The sequence below is a fragment of the Enterococcus sp. DIV0436a genome, from assembly GCF_051711605.1.
Taxonomy (GTDB): Bacteria; Bacillota; Bacilli; order Lactobacillales; family Enterococcaceae; genus Enterococcus_B; species Enterococcus_B faecium.
This window is the reverse complement of sequence record NZ_JBIONA010000001.1, coordinates 701,220-717,339: the sequence shown is the minus strand read 5'-3', so window position 1 is coordinate 717,339 and position 16,120 is coordinate 701,220. Positions and strand designations below refer to the sequence as shown.

The window sequence follows — 16,120 nt, the reverse complement described above, 5'->3', positions numbered from 1 at the left end:
TTGTATTTTTTAGTAGTTGATTTAAGAATTATGATTTGTCAAATTAAGCTAGAATAAAATGCTTCTTGTACATAGCTCAAAAATATTTCGATTGGTGTTCTGTAATTCAATGATTTTCTTGGAATATGATTACGTTGATTGCTGACACTGGAAATAAATGTCTGATTCACTTTTCTAAAATCCATTGATTTCGGCAGTCCATTACGACGCAGAATCCCGTTAGAATTCTCGTTTAATGGGCGTTGAGAAGGTGTTCCAGGGTCCGCAAAATATATATCAATATCATGTTGGTTACTAATGGCTTTCCAGTTAGAAAATTCTTTTCCACAGTCAAACGTAATAGATTTAAAGAAGTTTTTAGGGAAGCGAGAAAACCATTGATTAAGGGCAGTTTCAATATCTAATGCCTTACGGCCGTTGGGTTTAATCGTGATAATGACTTTAGATAATCTTTCAACTAAAGTAATGACGGCACTTTTATGATGAATGCCAACGATCGTATCACCTTCAAGGTGACCAAACTCAGAATTGAAATCAGGATAATTATCAGATCGATCATGGATTGAGCGCTGATACTGTTGTTTTCCCCGTTTTTCCTGATGGCCATTGGGTTTTCTTTTACCTCTCATCGGTAGTGTGTCAATATCAAATATTCCTTTAGAAAATAAACGATAAAGTGTTCTCATACCGCATGAAACAGACCTTTCTTTTCGCCCGATAATGACGTCAGGCGTCCAACCAAGAGTGACTTTCTCTTTAATGTAATCTACTTCATGAGCAGGTAATTGAATGACTTTTCTACCACATTTTTTCTTATTTTCTTTATACTGGTGCCAATAATCAAGAGCAGTCTTGCCTTGCTTGAACTTATTGACTACATTATAAATAGTTTGTATAGCACGTCCCATTCGGTTAGCGATTTCAACCGGCTTATTATGTTGAAGATAATATGATTCTATCATTGTCAGTTCGTCTATGGTAAGATGTTTGTAGGTCATTTATGGTTACACTCCTTTGTTTTCTTTCGTCGGAAATACAATTTGAGTGTACCATAAATGCCTTTTTATTTTTCTAACTTAATTTTACAATTCGCGAATGTTAAAGTTAATTTTGAATCAGCATCGAAAGTAACTGTACCTCTAGCCAAATCAACTATTTTTACACTGACTGTTGGCTCTGCTTCCAAAGCATTTCTTACTTTTGATGCACACCTTGAGCAATTCATTCCGTCAATAACCACTATTTGCAAATATTTCATCATAAAATTCCTTCTTTCTTAAAAAAGTCGCCTATATTGGATTTACTAATCTAATCAATCTTTTAAGAATTGTCTTACAAGTATCATAAGGAAAATTTATGGAGAAACCATGTATAGAGTTTGTTTTAGAGCTTTTAAATATAGGATAGATACAGATTGATTTGTTTAGTGTATGATTGCATATCATGGACATATATCGCTAAGTATCGCGCCCAAAACATAGGTTTCGAGTTTCATGAATATCCTAACAGGTAGAAGTGCTATGATGATATTCGATAAGCATCCTAATATGAAATATAAGTTTAGAACTGCTATTTTGGATAGTTCTTCCTCCTATTCAAATAAATAATTGTTCTACATAAGAATTTCACAATCCTCTCTACCCTCCTCTACTACCAAGTGAAAATCCATTTCAACTAATACCAAAAACCTACATTGGGATTCCAAAGGATTTTTGAGTTCAAAAAAACATGAAATGCCTCTCAGAAATCCGTCCATTGGATTCAACATATACTTATGCACAAAAAGCAGTGAATAAATTTAAAAAACTGGTTTTTCTATATATCTCAATTTGAAAAAAGTAGAATATAGAGGAACTTTCTTACCATAAGAATTCACATATTTAATGTGATGATTCACCAAACTTATAATGCCTTATAATTCGTATTTTTCAACAATTGATTAATAACGCTAATTGATAAATCTGTCTTTGTTGCAATAGTTACTAAACCTTCTTCGAGATTTACTTTCCTAACAGAAATTAGGGATTCTTTTCTAATGCATACTTAATTTCTCCGGCGCATCCTAGACAAGCCATTCCACTAATAAATAAGGGCTGTAAATGTTCAGTCATAAGACAATCACCTTTCCTATTTGACTTTGAAGTTTTTTAAGCGAAGTGAATTTAAAAGTACTGTTATTGAGCTAAAACTCATAGCAACTCCTGCAATTAACGGGCTTAATAAAGGCCTCCAAAAAATGTTCAAAACACCCATCGCTATTGGAACACTTAACATGTTATAAGCAAATGCCCAGTACAAATTTGACTTTATATTCCAAATTGTTTTTTTGCTTAAATCAATCGTGGACATTAGCAATTGCAGATCGTCGTTCATCAATATTATATCCGCAGATTCCATCGCTATATCAGTACCAGAACCCATCACAAAACCTATATCCGCTTGAGCGAGGGCAAGTGCATCGTTTATCCCATTACCTACCATTGCAACCCTATGTTCTTTTGACTGCAACATTTTAACATAGTAGGCCTTTTCTTGAGGTAATACCTCACTAATAACGTTGGTGATCCCAACTTGATTAGCTATTGCCTGTGCAGTAAGTTTATTATCACCCGTGAGCATAACCACATTGAGGCCAAGTTTATTCAACTTTTGAATTGCTAATGCACTTGCTGGCTTTATAGTGTCTTCAATCGCAATTATTCCGAGAAAGATACGATCATTTGCAATATACACTGGTGTCTTTCCTTTAGATACTAAATTATCTGAAATTAACTTAAATTTACTAATGTCTATATTCAACTGCTTAAAGAACTCTTCATTTCCTAAACTTACTTCGGTACCTTTCAATATAGCATTAACGCCCAATCCAGAGAAAGATTCGAATATACTAGGTTCAACCAGATCAATCCCCACGATTTCGGCTTCTTTTACAATTGCCTCCCCAAGCGGATGATCGGATGCTTTTTCAGCAGAGGCCGCTAAAAACAAGAGAAAGTTTCTATCCATATTTTCTGCAAGTATTATATCTGTTACCACAGGTTTTCCTTTTGTAATCGTACCAGTTTTATCGAATAATATTGTTTTTACGTGATGAGTTGTTTCTAAAGCTTCACCACTTTTAATTAAGATACCATTTTCAGCGCCTTTTCCCATACCGACCATAATAGCTGTCCGTGTAGCTAAACCGAATGCACAAGGACATGTTATAACTAAAACTGAAATTAAGACTGAGAATGAAAACGAAATACTTTGTCCAGATAGCACCCAAAGTAGACTAGATCCAATCGCAACTACAATAATGATATATACAAAGTAACTTGAAATGATATCAGCCAGTTTTTCGATTGGAGCTTTCGAAGATTGTGCATCATCCACTAGTTTGCTTATTTGAGCTAAAGTGGTGTCTTTACCAATATGAGTTGTTTCATATCTTATTACGCCATTTTTATTTTTACTGGGTCCTATTACTCGGTCATTAGCTTTCTTTTCAACAGGAAGATTTTCACCTGTAGGCATAGATTCATCAACTAAAGACTTACCACTTATTACAATACCATCCAGTGGCAAACGCTCTCCTGGTTTTGCTATGATCACATCTCCTACTAAAACTGATTCAATAGGAACAGTCTGTTCCTTATTATGTCTGATAGTTTTCGCTGTTTTGGGAGTCATCCTCATTAATTTTTGTATTGCTTCAGATGTCTTATCTTTCGTCACCAACTCTAGGTATTTCTCTAGTCTGATTAACGTTAATATCACTGCTGATGCTCCAAAGTAGAGCTCTTTTGTATAGAGATAATTTCCCAATATAATCTGTATTGTTGCAAAGATGCCGTATAACAAAGCAATACTTGTACCTAAAGCAATTAATGTGTCCATTTTCGGATGTTTTTTCATGAGTGAGGAAAATCCAATTTTATAATAGTCTTTATTGGCCAATATAACCGGAGCGGTAAGTATTAATTGCGTCATCGAAAAAAAACTAGGGTTTGTCGTAGGATCAATTATTTCAAATAGGGGTAACTCAAGTATATTTGCACTAGCAACATATATAATAGGAATTGTAAATAGCATTGACGTGATAAATCTTCGCCTTAGCTTCTGTTGCTGTTGCTCTTGTTCTTTTGTTTTATATATTACTTGTTCCTCATCTTCAGAAAGAGCATATAGCTGATATCCAAGAATTTTGACAACATCACTTATTTTTGCAACCGCTGAAGGGTCAGTTGATATTACCGAGAGTTTTTCTGCTTCAAAATTTACGTTGGCATATTTGACATAAGTCATTGATTTAACTACATTTTCAATTTTGTTAGCGCAGGACACACAAGTCATTCCACTTATTCCAAATACCTTTATCTCAGTTTTTTTTCGAATCTCAGCGTCATAACCAATGTCTTGAATAGCTGTTATAACTGTATGATTAGACAAAACACCTTCATCATATTCCAATTTTAGAACCTCAGTTGTTAAGTTAACTTTAGCGAAATATACTCCATCCAACTCATGAATTTTTTTCTCTATTGTTGTTGCGCAAACTGCACAAGTCATTCCATAAAGATTATATTTTGAAATCATTGAATTCCTCCGTGTCAGAACGTTTAACCAATCCGTTTAAATAGTAGCTTACTTCTGAGATACAACCTTCATCCATTCCAGAAAGTAACCTTTGTATTTCGGTTTCTAAAAATTCTTGCTTCTTAATCAGTGAAGTGTAGTATCTTTGGTTTTTTGAAGTGTTAAACGTGATCACATTTTTATCTAACAACCTTCTTATTAACGTTTTTGTTGTGGAGGGATGCCAACTATTACGCTCTTGCATTCCATGTGTTATTAAACCACATGTTACCGGTTCATATCTCCAGATAAACTTTAAAACATCTAACTCTGAATTCGATACCTGTATTTTGTGTTCGACCAAGACCATCCCTCCTTAGGCTATTCATAAAGTACGTTCTTCTTTATTAAACAAATGATGAATTGTTGTCAAAGTAGAAACACTTATAGTTACAATTAATAAAAAGCATAAAAAGAAAAATGTTTCCGGTAAAAAACTGATAATTGGATCTGTACGATAGTCAAACATCCAATCATCATTGTCAAAAAATACTTGATGAAAAAGCACAAATGCTTTATCAAAAAACAGAAGTGCCATTACACAGACTGATATTATCATCCACTTGATTAAACTAGTGATTTCTCTGACTTGATCACGCGTTACTAATTTTTTCCTGTTTAGGTATAAAAGAACGCTACTCGTAGAAAGAAGCAATGAATAGTTAAGCTGGAACAAAAATTTAACATCTTTAAAATGGTTTATACCGCGATCTGAGACGTATAGATTATCAAAAACCAATTCTTTTTGAAAAGGATTATTTAAATAGCCCATTAAATTTCTAAAATCTTGATTAACTTGAGATCTACTCCAGTTTTGAAAATTTATATCGCTTTGAAAGAATAAATTGATTTTGAGCAAACCAGGGAAGTTGATTGTCAATGTAATCGCGAGGGATAAAGCAAAGACAAAAAATAATAGAAATAGCATGCTTTTTTTCATTAAATTAATATTTATATTAGATCACTCCTTTTAATATAATGATAAAAAAACTTGTGTAGAAAATGTGTACCAATGTATCTGTCAAAAAGTCTACATAAAATTTCCATAATAGCCTGCTATAGTCAAAACAAGTTCATTAGGAAGGAGGGAAGAATTTGAGAGAACCCTACGACAGAGTATTTATTTCGTTTGGTCCATTTACTATTTATTGGTATGCCATTTTCATAGTGTTTGGGATCATAATCGGATATTTTGTTGCTAATAGAAGAGCAAAGCGTGCGGCATTGCCTGAGGATACAATTGTTGATCTGTTGTTATATGGATTGCCAGTTTCTATTATATCGGCCAGATTATACTATGTACTTTTTGAATTACCTTTGTACATTGATGATCCTTTAAGTATCTTAAAAATTTGGGAAGGTGGTCTAGCAATACATGGTGGATTAATTGGTGCTGTATTGACAGGGGTTATTTATTGCAAGAAGAAAAATCTTTCTTTTTGGAATGTTGCTGACGTAGTTTCTCCCAGTATAGTAATTGGACAAATCATTGGACGATGGGGAAATTTTATGAATCAAGAGGCCTATGGAGAAATTGTAGACATAGAGTTCCTGCAATCTCTGAAACTCCCATCTTTCATAATTGATCAAATGTATATTGATGGGGCCTACCATCATCCGACTTTTTTATATGAGTCTTTATGGAATATAGGAGTACTCATTATTTTGCTTCTGGTGTCTAGAAATAGAATGTTCTTTGGGCAAATATTTTTAATTTATGTTTCACTATATTCCGTCGGGAGATTCTGGATTGAAGGATTACGGACCGACAGTTTAATGCTAACAGCAAACTTGAGAATGGCTCAAGTCCTGTCCATAGTCCTATTAATTGGCTCTATATTAACTTACATCTATCTCAAAAAATCTAAGGAGGAAGATTTACATGGAAGCATTACTTAATCTCTTACCACTACTATTACTACTAATTTGCCCTATCTCAATGATGTTTATGCATAAAGGGCACGGACATGCTGGGCATCATCATATGCATGGAGAAGATCATTCAAAACACACTGGTTCCGAAAATGATATAGCAAGTTTAAAAATCCAAACTGAGCAATTAAAAGAAGAAGTTGCTACTCTAAAGAACTTAGTTAAGGAGCGATGACAATGCAGTGGTTATTACTTTTATTATGTCCGATAATGATGATATTTATGATGAGGGGTATGCACTCAGGATCGCATAATGAAAAAGATGACGAACAATTGAAACAGGATCTTGAAAATTTAAAAGAGCAAAATGATATCTTAAGTAGTGAATTAAGCGATTTGAAGTCAAGGTTAAAATAAGTTAAAGGAGGCGTGACATAAGTTACCTAGTTACGCTCTCCAAAAAACAAGGAGCACTTGGAAATCATGAGATTTTTCGAGTGCTTCTTGTTTTTTTATTCATTTTGAGTAGTTCAAGTTCCTATTTTTGTCAATTTCATCATATTGATTGCCGTAATGAGTAAACCCGTCTGTTTTCTGACTTTCTCTAAGCCTCGAACCGTGTAGCGAGTGAAGCCCGAACAAGCCTGCATAAATCCGAAGACTGTTTCCACGTCGACTTTTCTCCGCCCATATATTTTTTGAATGTCAGGCGTTGATAACCGTTCTTTTTGTTTTTCTTTATGATACTCCCAAGACGGATTTACAGTGATCTTTCTACGATTCCCCTTTGGGGTTAAGGCTTCAGGAATGAGCGCTTGGTTCGCATCCGTTTTTTCTGCTTGGTATTCTTTAAAATCTCGGACAAAGCCATCCGCATCTGTTCGTTGACGGTAGGCATGAAAATTGAATCGTACCCCTTTGGGGTCGATGTAAAAGTCCTCATTGGGCTCGTAAACCCAATTCATTACTTTCCGGTCATCTGTCTGCCATTTCTTACTTTGTTCTTTAAACATCGTTCCATAAGGAATCAGTGCAGTATGCTGAGGAAGTTCATCTTCTATATAGCGGTAATTGCTTTCTGAACCATAACCTGCATCGGCGACCAAATAATGAGGGGACTTTTGTGCAGTCTTCATTTTTTCCAGTAATGGTTTCAGTGTTTTAGTGTCTGTTGGGTTTTGAAAGACATCGTAGCCGAGCACAAATTGATTACATGTAGCGATCTGCAGGTTATACGCAGGTTTAAGTTGGCCATTTTTCATGTGGTCTTCTTTTACGCGCATAAATGTCGCATCATGATCGGTTTTTGAATAACTGTTTCTAGTCCCATAAATAGAAAACTGCGTTTGATGTTCCAGAAGTTTTTCTCGCTTTGCATTTAGTTTGCGTACTTGGCTTTTCAACGTTCGCCGTTGTTGTTTCGCTGGATTTGGCGAAAGACGTTTCGTTGCCTCAACTTCATTTTCTAGTTCATCCAGACGCAGTTCCATCCGTGTTAACAGTTCATCTATCATGTCTACGGTCAAGGTCGTCCCTTCGGGAATCTGTTTCAGGGCATATGCTTCTTTTAGTTCCGTCATCATAGTAAGCAATTTTTCGCGATTCATTTGATCGAACCGGATCGTATTTTTCTTCCAGACAAAGCTGTATTTATTCGCATCCGCCAAGATTTTGGTCCCGTCAATAAACAACGCATCATCAATCAGATTCCGTGCACGCAGATACTCTGTCAACTGATCTAAACCTTTATTGGTCAACTCCTGTACATCGTTGGATACACAAAAACGGGCGATAGTTCGATAAGTCGGAACTCGTTCTTGCGTCAACCAGCGAGCATATAGGTTTTCTTCAGCTAAGCGTTCAATCTTGCGACTTGTAAAGGTTTCTCGCGTATACGCAAAAAGAACCACCTTCATCATGGCACCTAAATCATATTCTCTTGGTCGACCAAAAAGATAGGGGTCATTAATCTGAAGCGCTTCGACCAGTTCATGGATAAAAACGGCGACATGATTTTCTTTTGGAGAAAATGAAGTAGATAGATCCAAAGTGAGTTGATTCATGTTATAATTAGTATACATTTTGTTTAGTCCTTTCAGGATTAAATGATGGTGCATTGGCGGGAACCGGTGCTCCTTTTTATTTTACCCAAAAAACCGCAAGAAATGAACGCTTTCTCGTCATTTCTTGCGGTTTTCTTCTATGGACTTATGTCACAGTCCCTTTAAAATTCACTAAATTCATGGTTCAGAATAGAATTGATTCTCTCAAAATATTTAGTCTAACTTTACTCTTTATAAAACGAATAAGGCATGCGTGGTTTATAATCTTTCTTTATGTATTTCTGACACCAAAGAAAATGATCATCATCATTCCATCCACTCGTTGCATTCCACCAAGAGTACATAACATCCCCTGGTGTATAGGGTAGTCCATACACCAGGGGATTCTAGAAGTAAGATTTATTGTTTCTTTTTTAAGTGCAAATAAAACCATTATCTTCGATGAATATAAGGAAAATACCTTTTTAGATAACATTTCTAGGTTATGAATAGATAGTATTCACTCTATCCGCAATTTTCTTCAACGAAAAGTTACTAAAATGGAAGCATGGGCAGCATTAATATGATGATTTTCTTCTGGACGTTACTAAGACATTCAATAGCAATGAGCGCCATTATAAATGTGGAAGCTACTCGTAAAAAAAGGGAAGATTGATTTCCAATTCTGCCCAAATGCTTATTTATACTACAATTAACCGTATTAATTTCAACTTCTTTGTCCAGAATAACTACCGAACTAGTTCACCACTTGGATAATGAGATATCGGGGCTAAAATTGTAAAATCTTTGCCAAATTTCTTCATAAAATTAGCATGTTTCTCTAAATCTGTAAATAGAATGTATCGTAAGTGATCATGCAAATTTTGATTACGCATATAATGTGGTCTATTAAATTGTGCTCGTATCTCCTCTTCACGTTGATCCGGTGAGACAATATACATCATCAAATTTTCTTGATGAATCGAATACAAATCATCCATTCGATTCATCCCAGAAATTATTGACGTCGATTTTTCAACCTCAAAAGCACATATCGGTTCCCCATTTTTTGAAAACCAAATAACATCAATCAAACCAATCGTCCTACTTAACGGATTTGGTAATTGATAGATTGTTTCTGGTAATAGAGGTATAGACACATCTCCTAAGCGATTCCCATCTACAATTCTATTATGATCGTTTGAGGCAATCCAAGCATGATAACCTATCTCATTACCTAAAGTAGCTAAGATATATTGGATTTTTTGGTGCACATTTTTGCCATCCTCTTTTTCCAACTTCTGTTTTATTAATTTCTGGGTGTTACTTTCTGAAATTCTGACATACTCTTCTTCATTTTCGCGAACAATATAATTTAGTTTCCCAATATCAAATAAAAAAGCTGAGATAGCACCCAAATCTTTCGAAAAAAGTCCTCCTAAGCAGTTGAGTTCAATCATACCATCACGGAGTTTAAAATAGTCCTCCCATTTACCTAAGCGAATTTTCGAGCCCGTAAGATAATTATATCCATTTACAATAGCTGTGTTAAAAGGAGGGAAAATGGTAGGTTCTAGAAAATATAAAATGTTTGCGACAGCTGGACCAAGCCCTCTGATTTTCTTTTCTGCTAGAATATTTACAGCAAATAACATTTTAATTTCTTGATTAGCTTTAAGAATTTGATCAAGACAAAGTGAAAAAGCTAACTGATTTTCCCTATTTTCATAAATATCCGGAATTCTCAATTTAGGTTTCCACATAAATACATGCTTGGCTCCTTTAAAAATTTCTGTTTGTTCTGCAATTACATTCATTATGTCCTCTAGGGCTGAATTTTTAAAATCTGTTGGGAACGTTCCGTTATTGACATGTTTGATAAGTACTTGTACGTATTTCCTAACTTTTTTAAACGCTTTCAAACGTTTTTCACTTTTGACAAACCAAGTTTGATACAGTAAATTTTCGCGTAATTTATATTGATTAAACACATCTGTTAAATAAGTATTATCCACTGTAATGACACCTACCATCCCTATTAATATTTTATAAACTCGTTAGCTCTAATATGGCTTTCTATATGCAAAATTCCGTAACCACCTTAAATGAAGAATCATGTAAACAGGTTTTAGCGATTTTAGTTAACGGTCTTTCCTTAGATTACTCCGTCCATGTCTCTATAATAGGATTCGTGGTACTTATTAGTTCATACTAATAAATTAAAGGATTCTCCTCTACTCCTAAAATTTCAACAATCAATTTATGAGGCAGACATATACTCATTTCCCCTGGTCTACTAATCCAGCCTGTACGAACAGCAATTTGATCAGGACTATTATCTTCTTTTACCCTGATTTTTCCAGGAGCTACTTCAATAATATTGTATTTCCCTTTTTGAGGGTAATATGTTTTTTCAAAAGACTCATTAACTTGTGATAAGTTAAATTTGTCTACAACTTCTCCATCTATTTTAACAACTGCAATTACATCTGTACTTTCCCTATTATTATTTTCATCATTATTAGTATCAAATAGTAAATATGGTACGAATGATGCCATAATGACCGCAGTAATAATGAAATAGTCCCAAGGTTTCATGAGTCTCAATGTTTTATTCACTAAATTCGTTCTCCTGTATTAACTTTTGATATCATACTTTACAGTTGTGTGAATTTTATGTAGGTATGTATATGCTCCATAAAATCTCCATAAGTTTTAGTTATTTTGAAGCTGTCTACTAAATTGAAATATAGCATATGGGTCCTATTACTTTTTGTATAGTAATTCCAATTTCAGTTCCTAGTAGAACCTGTAGCAACGATAAAATAGAGAGGAGAATATTATGTAAAATGTTTCTTCACAAATAAAATAAGGGAAGTGAAAAATCAATTTGAAAAAAACATTTATATCTACCTCTGTCATTGTGTTTTCGCTATTTTTTAGTAATGGTCTCTTAGCTAAAGCACAGACTATAGAGGAAAAAATCAAAGAAAAAGATGATAAAATTGAAGCGATTGTAAAAAATAAAGAATCAGCTGAAAATTATCTTACTGATTTAGATAACAAAATAACTCAGCTAGAAAAAGAATATAAAAAAGTGCTAGTGGAAAAAAACACATCTGAGAAGAAACTTACCGAGATTAATCAGAAAATTACTGCTCTTGAGGAAAGAATACGCCTTAGGAATAAACTTATCGAAGAGCAGGCTAGGAATGCACAAGTAAATCAAAAAAGTGACTCTATAATATCTGTCATGGTAAATGCCGAATCATTATCAGATGCAGTCACAGCAGCCATTGGTATGACTAAGCTTATTTCTGCTAGTAATGAGATTATGCAGGCCCAGATAGATGATAAAGAAAATTTAGATGAATTAAAAAAAGAAGCTGAGAAAAAAGTTACAGATGCGGAAAAAGAAACTCGATCTCTCGAAGAGAAAGAAAATGACCTTATAGAAGCCAAATTAACTCAAAGTATAAAAATCAATGAGATATCCGCTTCTTTGGCGACAGAGCAATCCGAAAAAGCAAAATTTGAAAATCAAAAACAAGAAGCTGAAAAAAGAAGGGAGGAGGAGCTTAAAGCTATAGCAGAGGAAAAGAGAAAAGAAGCAGAAGCTGCGGCTATTTTAAAAGCTCAAGAGGCAGAAGCCGCATCTATTATATTTGAAAATCAAAAACAAGAAGCTGAAAAAAGAAGGGAGAAAGAGCTTAAAGCTATAGCAGAGGAAAAGAGAAAAGAAGCAGAAGCTGCGGCTATTTTAAAAGCTCAAGAGGCAGAAGCCGCATCTATTATAAAAGATCAGGAAAAAGATGTATCACAACTAGCCGATACCAATGACATAGGAATAGGTCAAGAAAATACTGATACACAGAAAGAAGAACAGATACCAGATGAAACTTCGGAGCAAGATTCGAACTCAGTTAATCAAAATGAGTACCAAGACAACAATAGTTCTTCCGATAATACTCAGATTCAAAGTCCTAGTTCTTCTGGTTGGGGCGCACCCGTAGCCAACATTATCGTCACAAGTCCATTTGGGGGAAGAGCTGATCCTACTGGATTTTCTGGATCTTTTCACGATGGTATAGATATGGGTGGAACTTCTTCAACGCCTATCATGGCATCAAGATCAGGAACTGTAGTGCAGGCGTCATTTGATGGATCCGCAGGTAATTACATTATTATTGATCACGGAGATGGTTACTATTCATATTACCTTCACCTAAGTAATTATATTGCTACACCAGGAAAATCAGTGAGTGCTGGACAGACCATCGGTACCATGGGAACTACAGGAAATTCAACCGGAGTTCATTTGCATTTTGGAATAGCGACTAGCTCAAATTGGTCTGGATTCGTAGATCCTGCTCCATTTCTAGGAATCTAAAAATGATGAAAAAAATCAAGCATCTTTCTTTAAATTTACTTCTAATTAGCCTTTTTCTTATAGGCTTAGTTTTAATATTTAATTTCCAAATTCGATCTTACTTACTGAATAAACAAGTCCACAATATGACATAGCAAATTATTCACAGAAAGATTTGGAAGACAATCTGAAAAGGAAAGGAAACTTTGATTTTGATTCTGTTGAATCTATATCAAATGAGTTAGTATTAAAAGCACAATTCAAGAATAATGATTTGCCTATAATAGGTGGTATCGCTATACACAATGTAAAATTATCTTTACCAATATACAACGGATTGGACAACACCTCGCTTCTTTCTGGGGCTGGAACAATGAAACCAGATCAGCAGATGGGAAAACGAAATTACGCTTTAGCAAGTCATAGTGCTAAAGATAAAACTATTTTATTTTCCCCATTAGAGTTTATTTCTCTAAAAGAAAAAATATATGTAACAGACTTAAAGAATATTTATATTTACCAAGTGTCCTTTAAAGAAAAAGTGGATCCATCAAGAGTCGAAGTCATTGATGATATTCCTAATAAAAATATGATCACTCTTGTTACATGCGGAGATTTGGCTGCTGTAACGAGATTGATTGTACAAGGTACACTGATCGATACAGTTGAATTTAAGAATGCTAATCAATATATCCATTCTTTATTTAGCTAATATAAAAAGTCTTATCAATCCTGACAGATTACGAGTAGTACTTTTTATTAAAGAAAGAAGGTGTTTTCTAAATTCAAATTGGTTTATGGTCATAATAAATTAAATAGGGAAACGAACGCGATTATAAGTTCGTTTCTCTATTTTGTATGAGTGTCTTTAATCTAATTGAAAAGAGCCCTTTTTGATCCAACCTCAAGAAAATTTTGAAAAAATCTTACTATGGAGCTAACTAGTAACGCACCCTATTTAATCATTTAGGAATTTGCTTATATCCCCCTTGTCATTCTATAGTTTCTAGGGAAGATTTAGATTGTGATTTTCCTAAGGAATATCCTCTGTTTTCTTGATATTGGAATGGCAACAGTTTTTTTGACAAATTTTATAAGGTGCAGAACTTCTTTCCGTATGCTATTCCGATTGTCCTTGACAATGAGCCTCCTCGGATGTGACGATCTTCGGCAGGAGCTAACAATTAAAGTTAGACTGCCTCGCTAGCGTTAGCACATCCGAGCTCATTATCAAGGATTCGCTGCGCCAATCTCTGGTTACGGTAACCAACCGGTGTCTCGTAGCCAAGTGTACCGTGCAACCGAAGGTGGTTCCACCAATTGACATAGTCAAATAACTCCAAATCCAATTGTTGTAAGGTTTCAAATGTGTATTGATAGACAAATTCTACTTTCAACGACTTATAAGTTGATTCAGCTACGGCATTATCAAAAGGACAGCCTTTATGACTCAATGATCGATTGATGTCAAAAGTTGTTAATAATTCATCAATAGCTTGGTTATCAAACTCTTTTCCACGATCAGTATGAAAAATCTCAACCTCTGTCAGAGGTTGTTTGATACGGCTAAATGCTTTTTTTACTAGAACGGCATCTTTATGTTCTCCACAAGAATAGCCGAGAATTTCTCGATTGAACAGATCCAAAATGAAACAGACATAATTCCATTTTTTCCCGACTCGTACATAAGTCAAGTCTGTTACGATCGCTTCTAATGGGTTGTCTCTTAAGAATTTACGATTCAATACGTTTGTCGTTTTGGCTTCATTGCAAGTAGAATGATGTACTTTAAAATAAGCAACAGTATAGCTCGATTTTAATCCTCTATTTTTCATGATTCTACTAATTTTTCGTCGGCTGATCTGAATGCCTCGTTTTGATAAGGCTTTTTTTATTTTTCTTGAGCCGTAGGCCTTTCGGCTGCGGATAAATTCTTCAGCGACTACTTCTTCAAGTTCTGATTCGTCTTTCTTTGGTTTTGATTGATAATAATAGGACTGACGTGATAGACCTAATATTCTGCACATCGCTGATATAGGGTAAAGATGCTTATTCGCATCGATTACTTGTCTCTTCGTCCGAATATCAGCGCTGCTTGCTTTAAAATATCATTTTCCATTTCTAATTGCTGGTTTCTTTTACGTAGTTCTAACAATTCTTTTTGTTCAGGCGTAAGATTATCTTTTTCTTTGAATGAACCACTCGTTTTAGATTGCTTTACCCATTTGTCAAATGCTGAAGCCGTTAGTTCATATTCTCGAATGATTTCTACACGTGGCTTTCCAGCTAAGTAAAGATTGACGATTTGTTGCTTGAATTCTTGTGAAAAAGTTCTTCGTGTTCTCTTAGACATAAAAATTCCTCCTGGTATGTTTTCTTCTAGTCTACACACCTTAATTTTTCTGTCTAGTTAATTGTAGCCTATCCAGTTTAGGGGGAGTAAAAAAAAAGAACCCTATAGGGATAGGATTCTTGATACATAATTTTATCTAATTTCATGTATCGCATGATACTATTTGGATAATGCGCCAATCTGTTAGCACAAAAAAAGACAACGAGATTTAATCGATGTCTTTTTTTGTGCTAACAGTCAAACTATTTATTAATTAAATAAACTTAATAAAGTTTGAATCGTACCATTTTCGATCAATATATAAATTCCTAAACCAATAAACACTATAGGAACAATGATTCGTTCATATTTTTCTAATGTTTCGGAAACAAAGGAAATTTTTGCTAATTTATAACTGACATAGCAAAGAACTGCAACAGAGAAAGCAAATACGATTAAAGTAATAACAATTTCTGAAAAGGCTAACGAAGTAAAGTAAGGAATATAAATGCCTAAATTATCGCCACCTGACGCAATGGTTATTAAGGCGACAGTCCAAAATAACCAACTGGTTCCTCTAGATTCTAACTTTTCAACGACTTCCTCTTCTTCTTCCTCCTCTTCACCTATCACAGCGACACGAATACCTAAATAAATTGGAATTAATCCAAGAAGTCCAATGATCCAATCTTGCGGAATAAAATTTAGCACATAAGCAGCAAACAAACTTACGGCTACCAAAATACCTGTTCCAAGATATTGACCCCAAAAAATGTGACGAATACCTTTTTGTGTGTGGCTTTGAGAAAAGATAATGAGCAAGATAAACAAATAATCAATACTGGTAGAAATATAAACAGCGATAGCTGAAAAAATACTTTGTAACAA

15 protein-coding genes and 1 pseudogene are annotated in these 16,120 nt (G+C 34.5%); 6 read left to right on the top strand and 10 right to left on the bottom strand.

The genetic code is table 11. From position 1 onward, the window contains the following. Positions 1–38: 38 nt before the first annotated feature. Together IGL15_RS03350 and IGL15_RS03345 are read right to left on the bottom strand one after the other, a co-directional pair. Positions 39–998: an IS30-like element IS6770 family transposase gene (locus IGL15_RS03350; protein ID WP_002324287.1), complete on the bottom strand. Its 960-nt coding sequence runs from the start codon at positions 996–998 to the stop codon at positions 39–41. A 65-nt stretch (positions 999–1,063) separates the two neighbouring features. After that, the gene (locus IGL15_RS03345) at positions 1,064–1,261 is read right to left on the bottom strand and encodes a heavy-metal-associated domain-containing protein (protein WP_002346517.1); all 198 of its coding nucleotides are present in this window, start codon (positions 1,259–1,261) and stop codon (positions 1,064–1,066) included. Positions 1,262–1,442: 181 nt separating this feature from the next. Between IGL15_RS03345 and IGL15_RS03340 the strand changes: the two are divergent. After that, a pseudogene (locus IGL15_RS03340) lies at positions 1,443–1,562 on the top strand (transposase); the annotation flags it as partial. Positions 1,563–2,127: 565 nt separating this feature from the next. Here the strand turns inward: IGL15_RS03340 and IGL15_RS03335 are convergent. The 3 genes from IGL15_RS03335 to IGL15_RS03325 are packed head-to-tail and all read right to left on the bottom strand — an operon-like array spanning position 2,128 to position 5,557. Beyond that, the gene (locus IGL15_RS03335) at positions 2,128–4,578 is read right to left on the bottom strand and encodes a heavy metal translocating P-type ATPase (protein WP_096705370.1); all 2,451 of its coding nucleotides are present in this window, start codon (positions 4,576–4,578) and stop codon (positions 2,128–2,130) included. Beyond that, positions 4,562–4,927, bottom strand: coding sequence for a BlaI/MecI/CopY family transcriptional regulator (locus IGL15_RS03330; protein ID WP_002307652.1), 366 nt, complete (start codon positions 4,925–4,927; stop codon positions 4,562–4,564). The genes IGL15_RS03335 and IGL15_RS03330 overlap by 17 nt, the downstream gene beginning before the upstream one ends. Positions 4,928–4,942: 15 nt before the next feature. Beyond that, positions 4,943–5,557, bottom strand: a complete 615-nt coding sequence (locus tag IGL15_RS03325) for a TIGR01906 family membrane protein (protein WP_002319974.1) — start codon at positions 5,555–5,557, stop codon at positions 4,943–4,945. Between the two features lie 155 nt (positions 5,558–5,712). Between IGL15_RS03325 and lgt the strand changes: the two genes are divergently transcribed. Genes lgt through IGL15_RS03310 form a run of 3 tightly spaced genes read left to right on the top strand, consistent with a single transcriptional unit; the run spans position 5,713 to position 6,906 of the window. Beyond that, on the top strand, positions 5,713–6,516 hold the full coding sequence (gene lgt, locus IGL15_RS03320) for a prolipoprotein diacylglyceryl transferase (protein WP_002328340.1): 804 nt from the start codon (positions 5,713–5,715) through the stop codon (positions 6,514–6,516). Next, positions 6,500–6,724 carry a DUF2933 domain-containing protein gene (locus tag IGL15_RS03315; RefSeq protein WP_002307648.1) on the top strand — a complete coding sequence of 75 codons (225 nt, stop codon included), beginning with the start codon at positions 6,500–6,502 and terminating at the stop codon, positions 6,722–6,724. Before lgt ends, IGL15_RS03315 begins: the two co-directional genes overlap by 17 nt. Further along, the gene (locus IGL15_RS03310; RefSeq protein WP_002307645.1) at positions 6,721–6,906 is read left to right on the top strand and encodes a DUF2933 domain-containing protein; all 186 of its coding nucleotides are present in this window, start codon (positions 6,721–6,723) and stop codon (positions 6,904–6,906) included. The genes IGL15_RS03315 and IGL15_RS03310 overlap by 4 nt, the downstream gene beginning before the upstream one ends. Positions 6,907–7,019: 113 nt before the next feature. On the opposite strand, the gene IGL15_RS03305 is transcribed toward IGL15_RS03310, so the two are convergent. The 3 genes from IGL15_RS03305 to IGL15_RS03295 all read right to left on the bottom strand — a co-directional run bounded on the left by IGL15_RS03305 (position 7,020) and on the right by IGL15_RS03295 (position 11,150). Next, positions 7,020–8,570: an IS1182 family transposase gene (locus IGL15_RS03305; RefSeq protein WP_002328849.1), complete on the bottom strand. Its 1,551-nt coding sequence runs from the start codon at positions 8,568–8,570 to the stop codon at positions 7,020–7,022. Between the two features lie 710 nt (positions 8,571–9,280). Then, positions 9,281–10,564 carry a type II restriction endonuclease gene (locus IGL15_RS03300; protein WP_096705371.1) on the bottom strand — a complete coding sequence of 428 codons (1,284 nt, stop codon included), beginning with the start codon at positions 10,562–10,564 and terminating at the stop codon, positions 9,281–9,283. 178 nt (positions 10,565–10,742) lie between these two features. Next, positions 10,743–11,150 carry a NusG domain II-containing protein gene (locus tag IGL15_RS03295; protein ID WP_002307641.1) on the bottom strand — a complete coding sequence of 136 codons (408 nt, stop codon included), beginning with the start codon at positions 11,148–11,150 and terminating at the stop codon, positions 10,743–10,745. Between the two features lie 271 nt (positions 11,151–11,421). On the opposite strand from IGL15_RS03295, the gene IGL15_RS03290 reads away from it, so the two are divergent. Together IGL15_RS03290 and IGL15_RS03285 are read left to right on the top strand one after the other, a co-directional pair. Beyond that, on the top strand, positions 11,422–12,921 hold the full coding sequence (locus IGL15_RS03290; RefSeq protein ID WP_096705372.1) for a peptidoglycan DD-metalloendopeptidase family protein: 1,500 nt from the start codon (positions 11,422–11,424) through the stop codon (positions 12,919–12,921). 154 nt (positions 12,922–13,075) lie between these two features. Further along, a complete protein-coding gene (locus IGL15_RS03285) occupies positions 13,076–13,612 on the top strand; it encodes a class A sortase (protein WP_002307637.1) in 537 nt (178 codons plus the stop codon). Positions 13,613–14,090: 478 nt separating this feature from the next. Here the strand turns inward: IGL15_RS03285 and IGL15_RS03280 are convergent. Both IGL15_RS03280 and IGL15_RS03275 read right to left on the bottom strand, forming a co-directional pair. After that, positions 14,091–15,253 (bottom strand): IS3 family transposase gene (locus IGL15_RS03280; RefSeq protein ID WP_086956687.1). Its coding sequence is split into 2 segments (ribosomal slippage): positions 14,091–14,977 and positions 14,977–15,253, totalling 1,164 coding nucleotides; the frame shifts between segments, so codons are not numbered across the junction. A gap of 249 nt (positions 15,254–15,502) precedes the next feature. Beyond that, on the bottom strand, positions 15,503–16,120 hold the full coding sequence (locus IGL15_RS03275) for a CadD family cadmium resistance transporter (protein WP_047389834.1): 618 nt from the start codon (positions 16,118–16,120) through the stop codon (positions 15,503–15,505).

What these genes read in the sequence shown, in the direction of transcription:
- IGL15_RS03350 (WP_002324287.1), bottom strand. Translation starts at nt 998, where the DNA reads ATGACCTACAAACATCTTACCATAGACGAACTGACAATGATAGAATCA.
- IGL15_RS03315 (WP_002307648.1), top strand. Translation starts at nt 6,500, where the DNA reads ATGGAAGCATTACTTAATCTCTTACCACTACTATTACTACTAATTTGC.
- IGL15_RS03305 (WP_002328849.1), bottom strand. Translation starts at nt 8,570, where the DNA reads ATGTATACTAATTATAACATGAATCAACTCACTTTGGATCTATCTACT.
- IGL15_RS03345 (WP_002346517.1), bottom strand. Translation starts at nt 1,261, where the DNA reads ATGATGAAATATTTGCAAATAGTGGTTATTGACGGAATGAATTGCTCA.
- IGL15_RS03335 (WP_096705370.1), bottom strand. Translation starts at nt 4,578, where the DNA reads ATGATTTCAAAATATAATCTTTATGGAATGACTTGTGCAGTTTGCGCA.
- IGL15_RS03330 (WP_002307652.1), bottom strand. Translation starts at nt 4,927, where the DNA reads ATGGTCTTGGTCGAACACAAAATACAGGTATCGAATTCAGAGTTAGAT.
- IGL15_RS03310 (WP_002307645.1), top strand. Translation starts at nt 6,721, where the DNA reads ATGACAATGCAGTGGTTATTACTTTTATTATGTCCGATAATGATGATA.
- IGL15_RS03300 (WP_096705371.1), bottom strand. Translation starts at nt 10,564, where the DNA reads ATGGTAGGTGTCATTACAGTGGATAATACTTATTTAACAGATGTGTTT.
- IGL15_RS03325 (WP_002319974.1), bottom strand. Translation starts at nt 5,557, where the DNA reads ATGAAAAAAAGCATGCTATTTCTATTATTTTTTGTCTTTGCTTTATCC.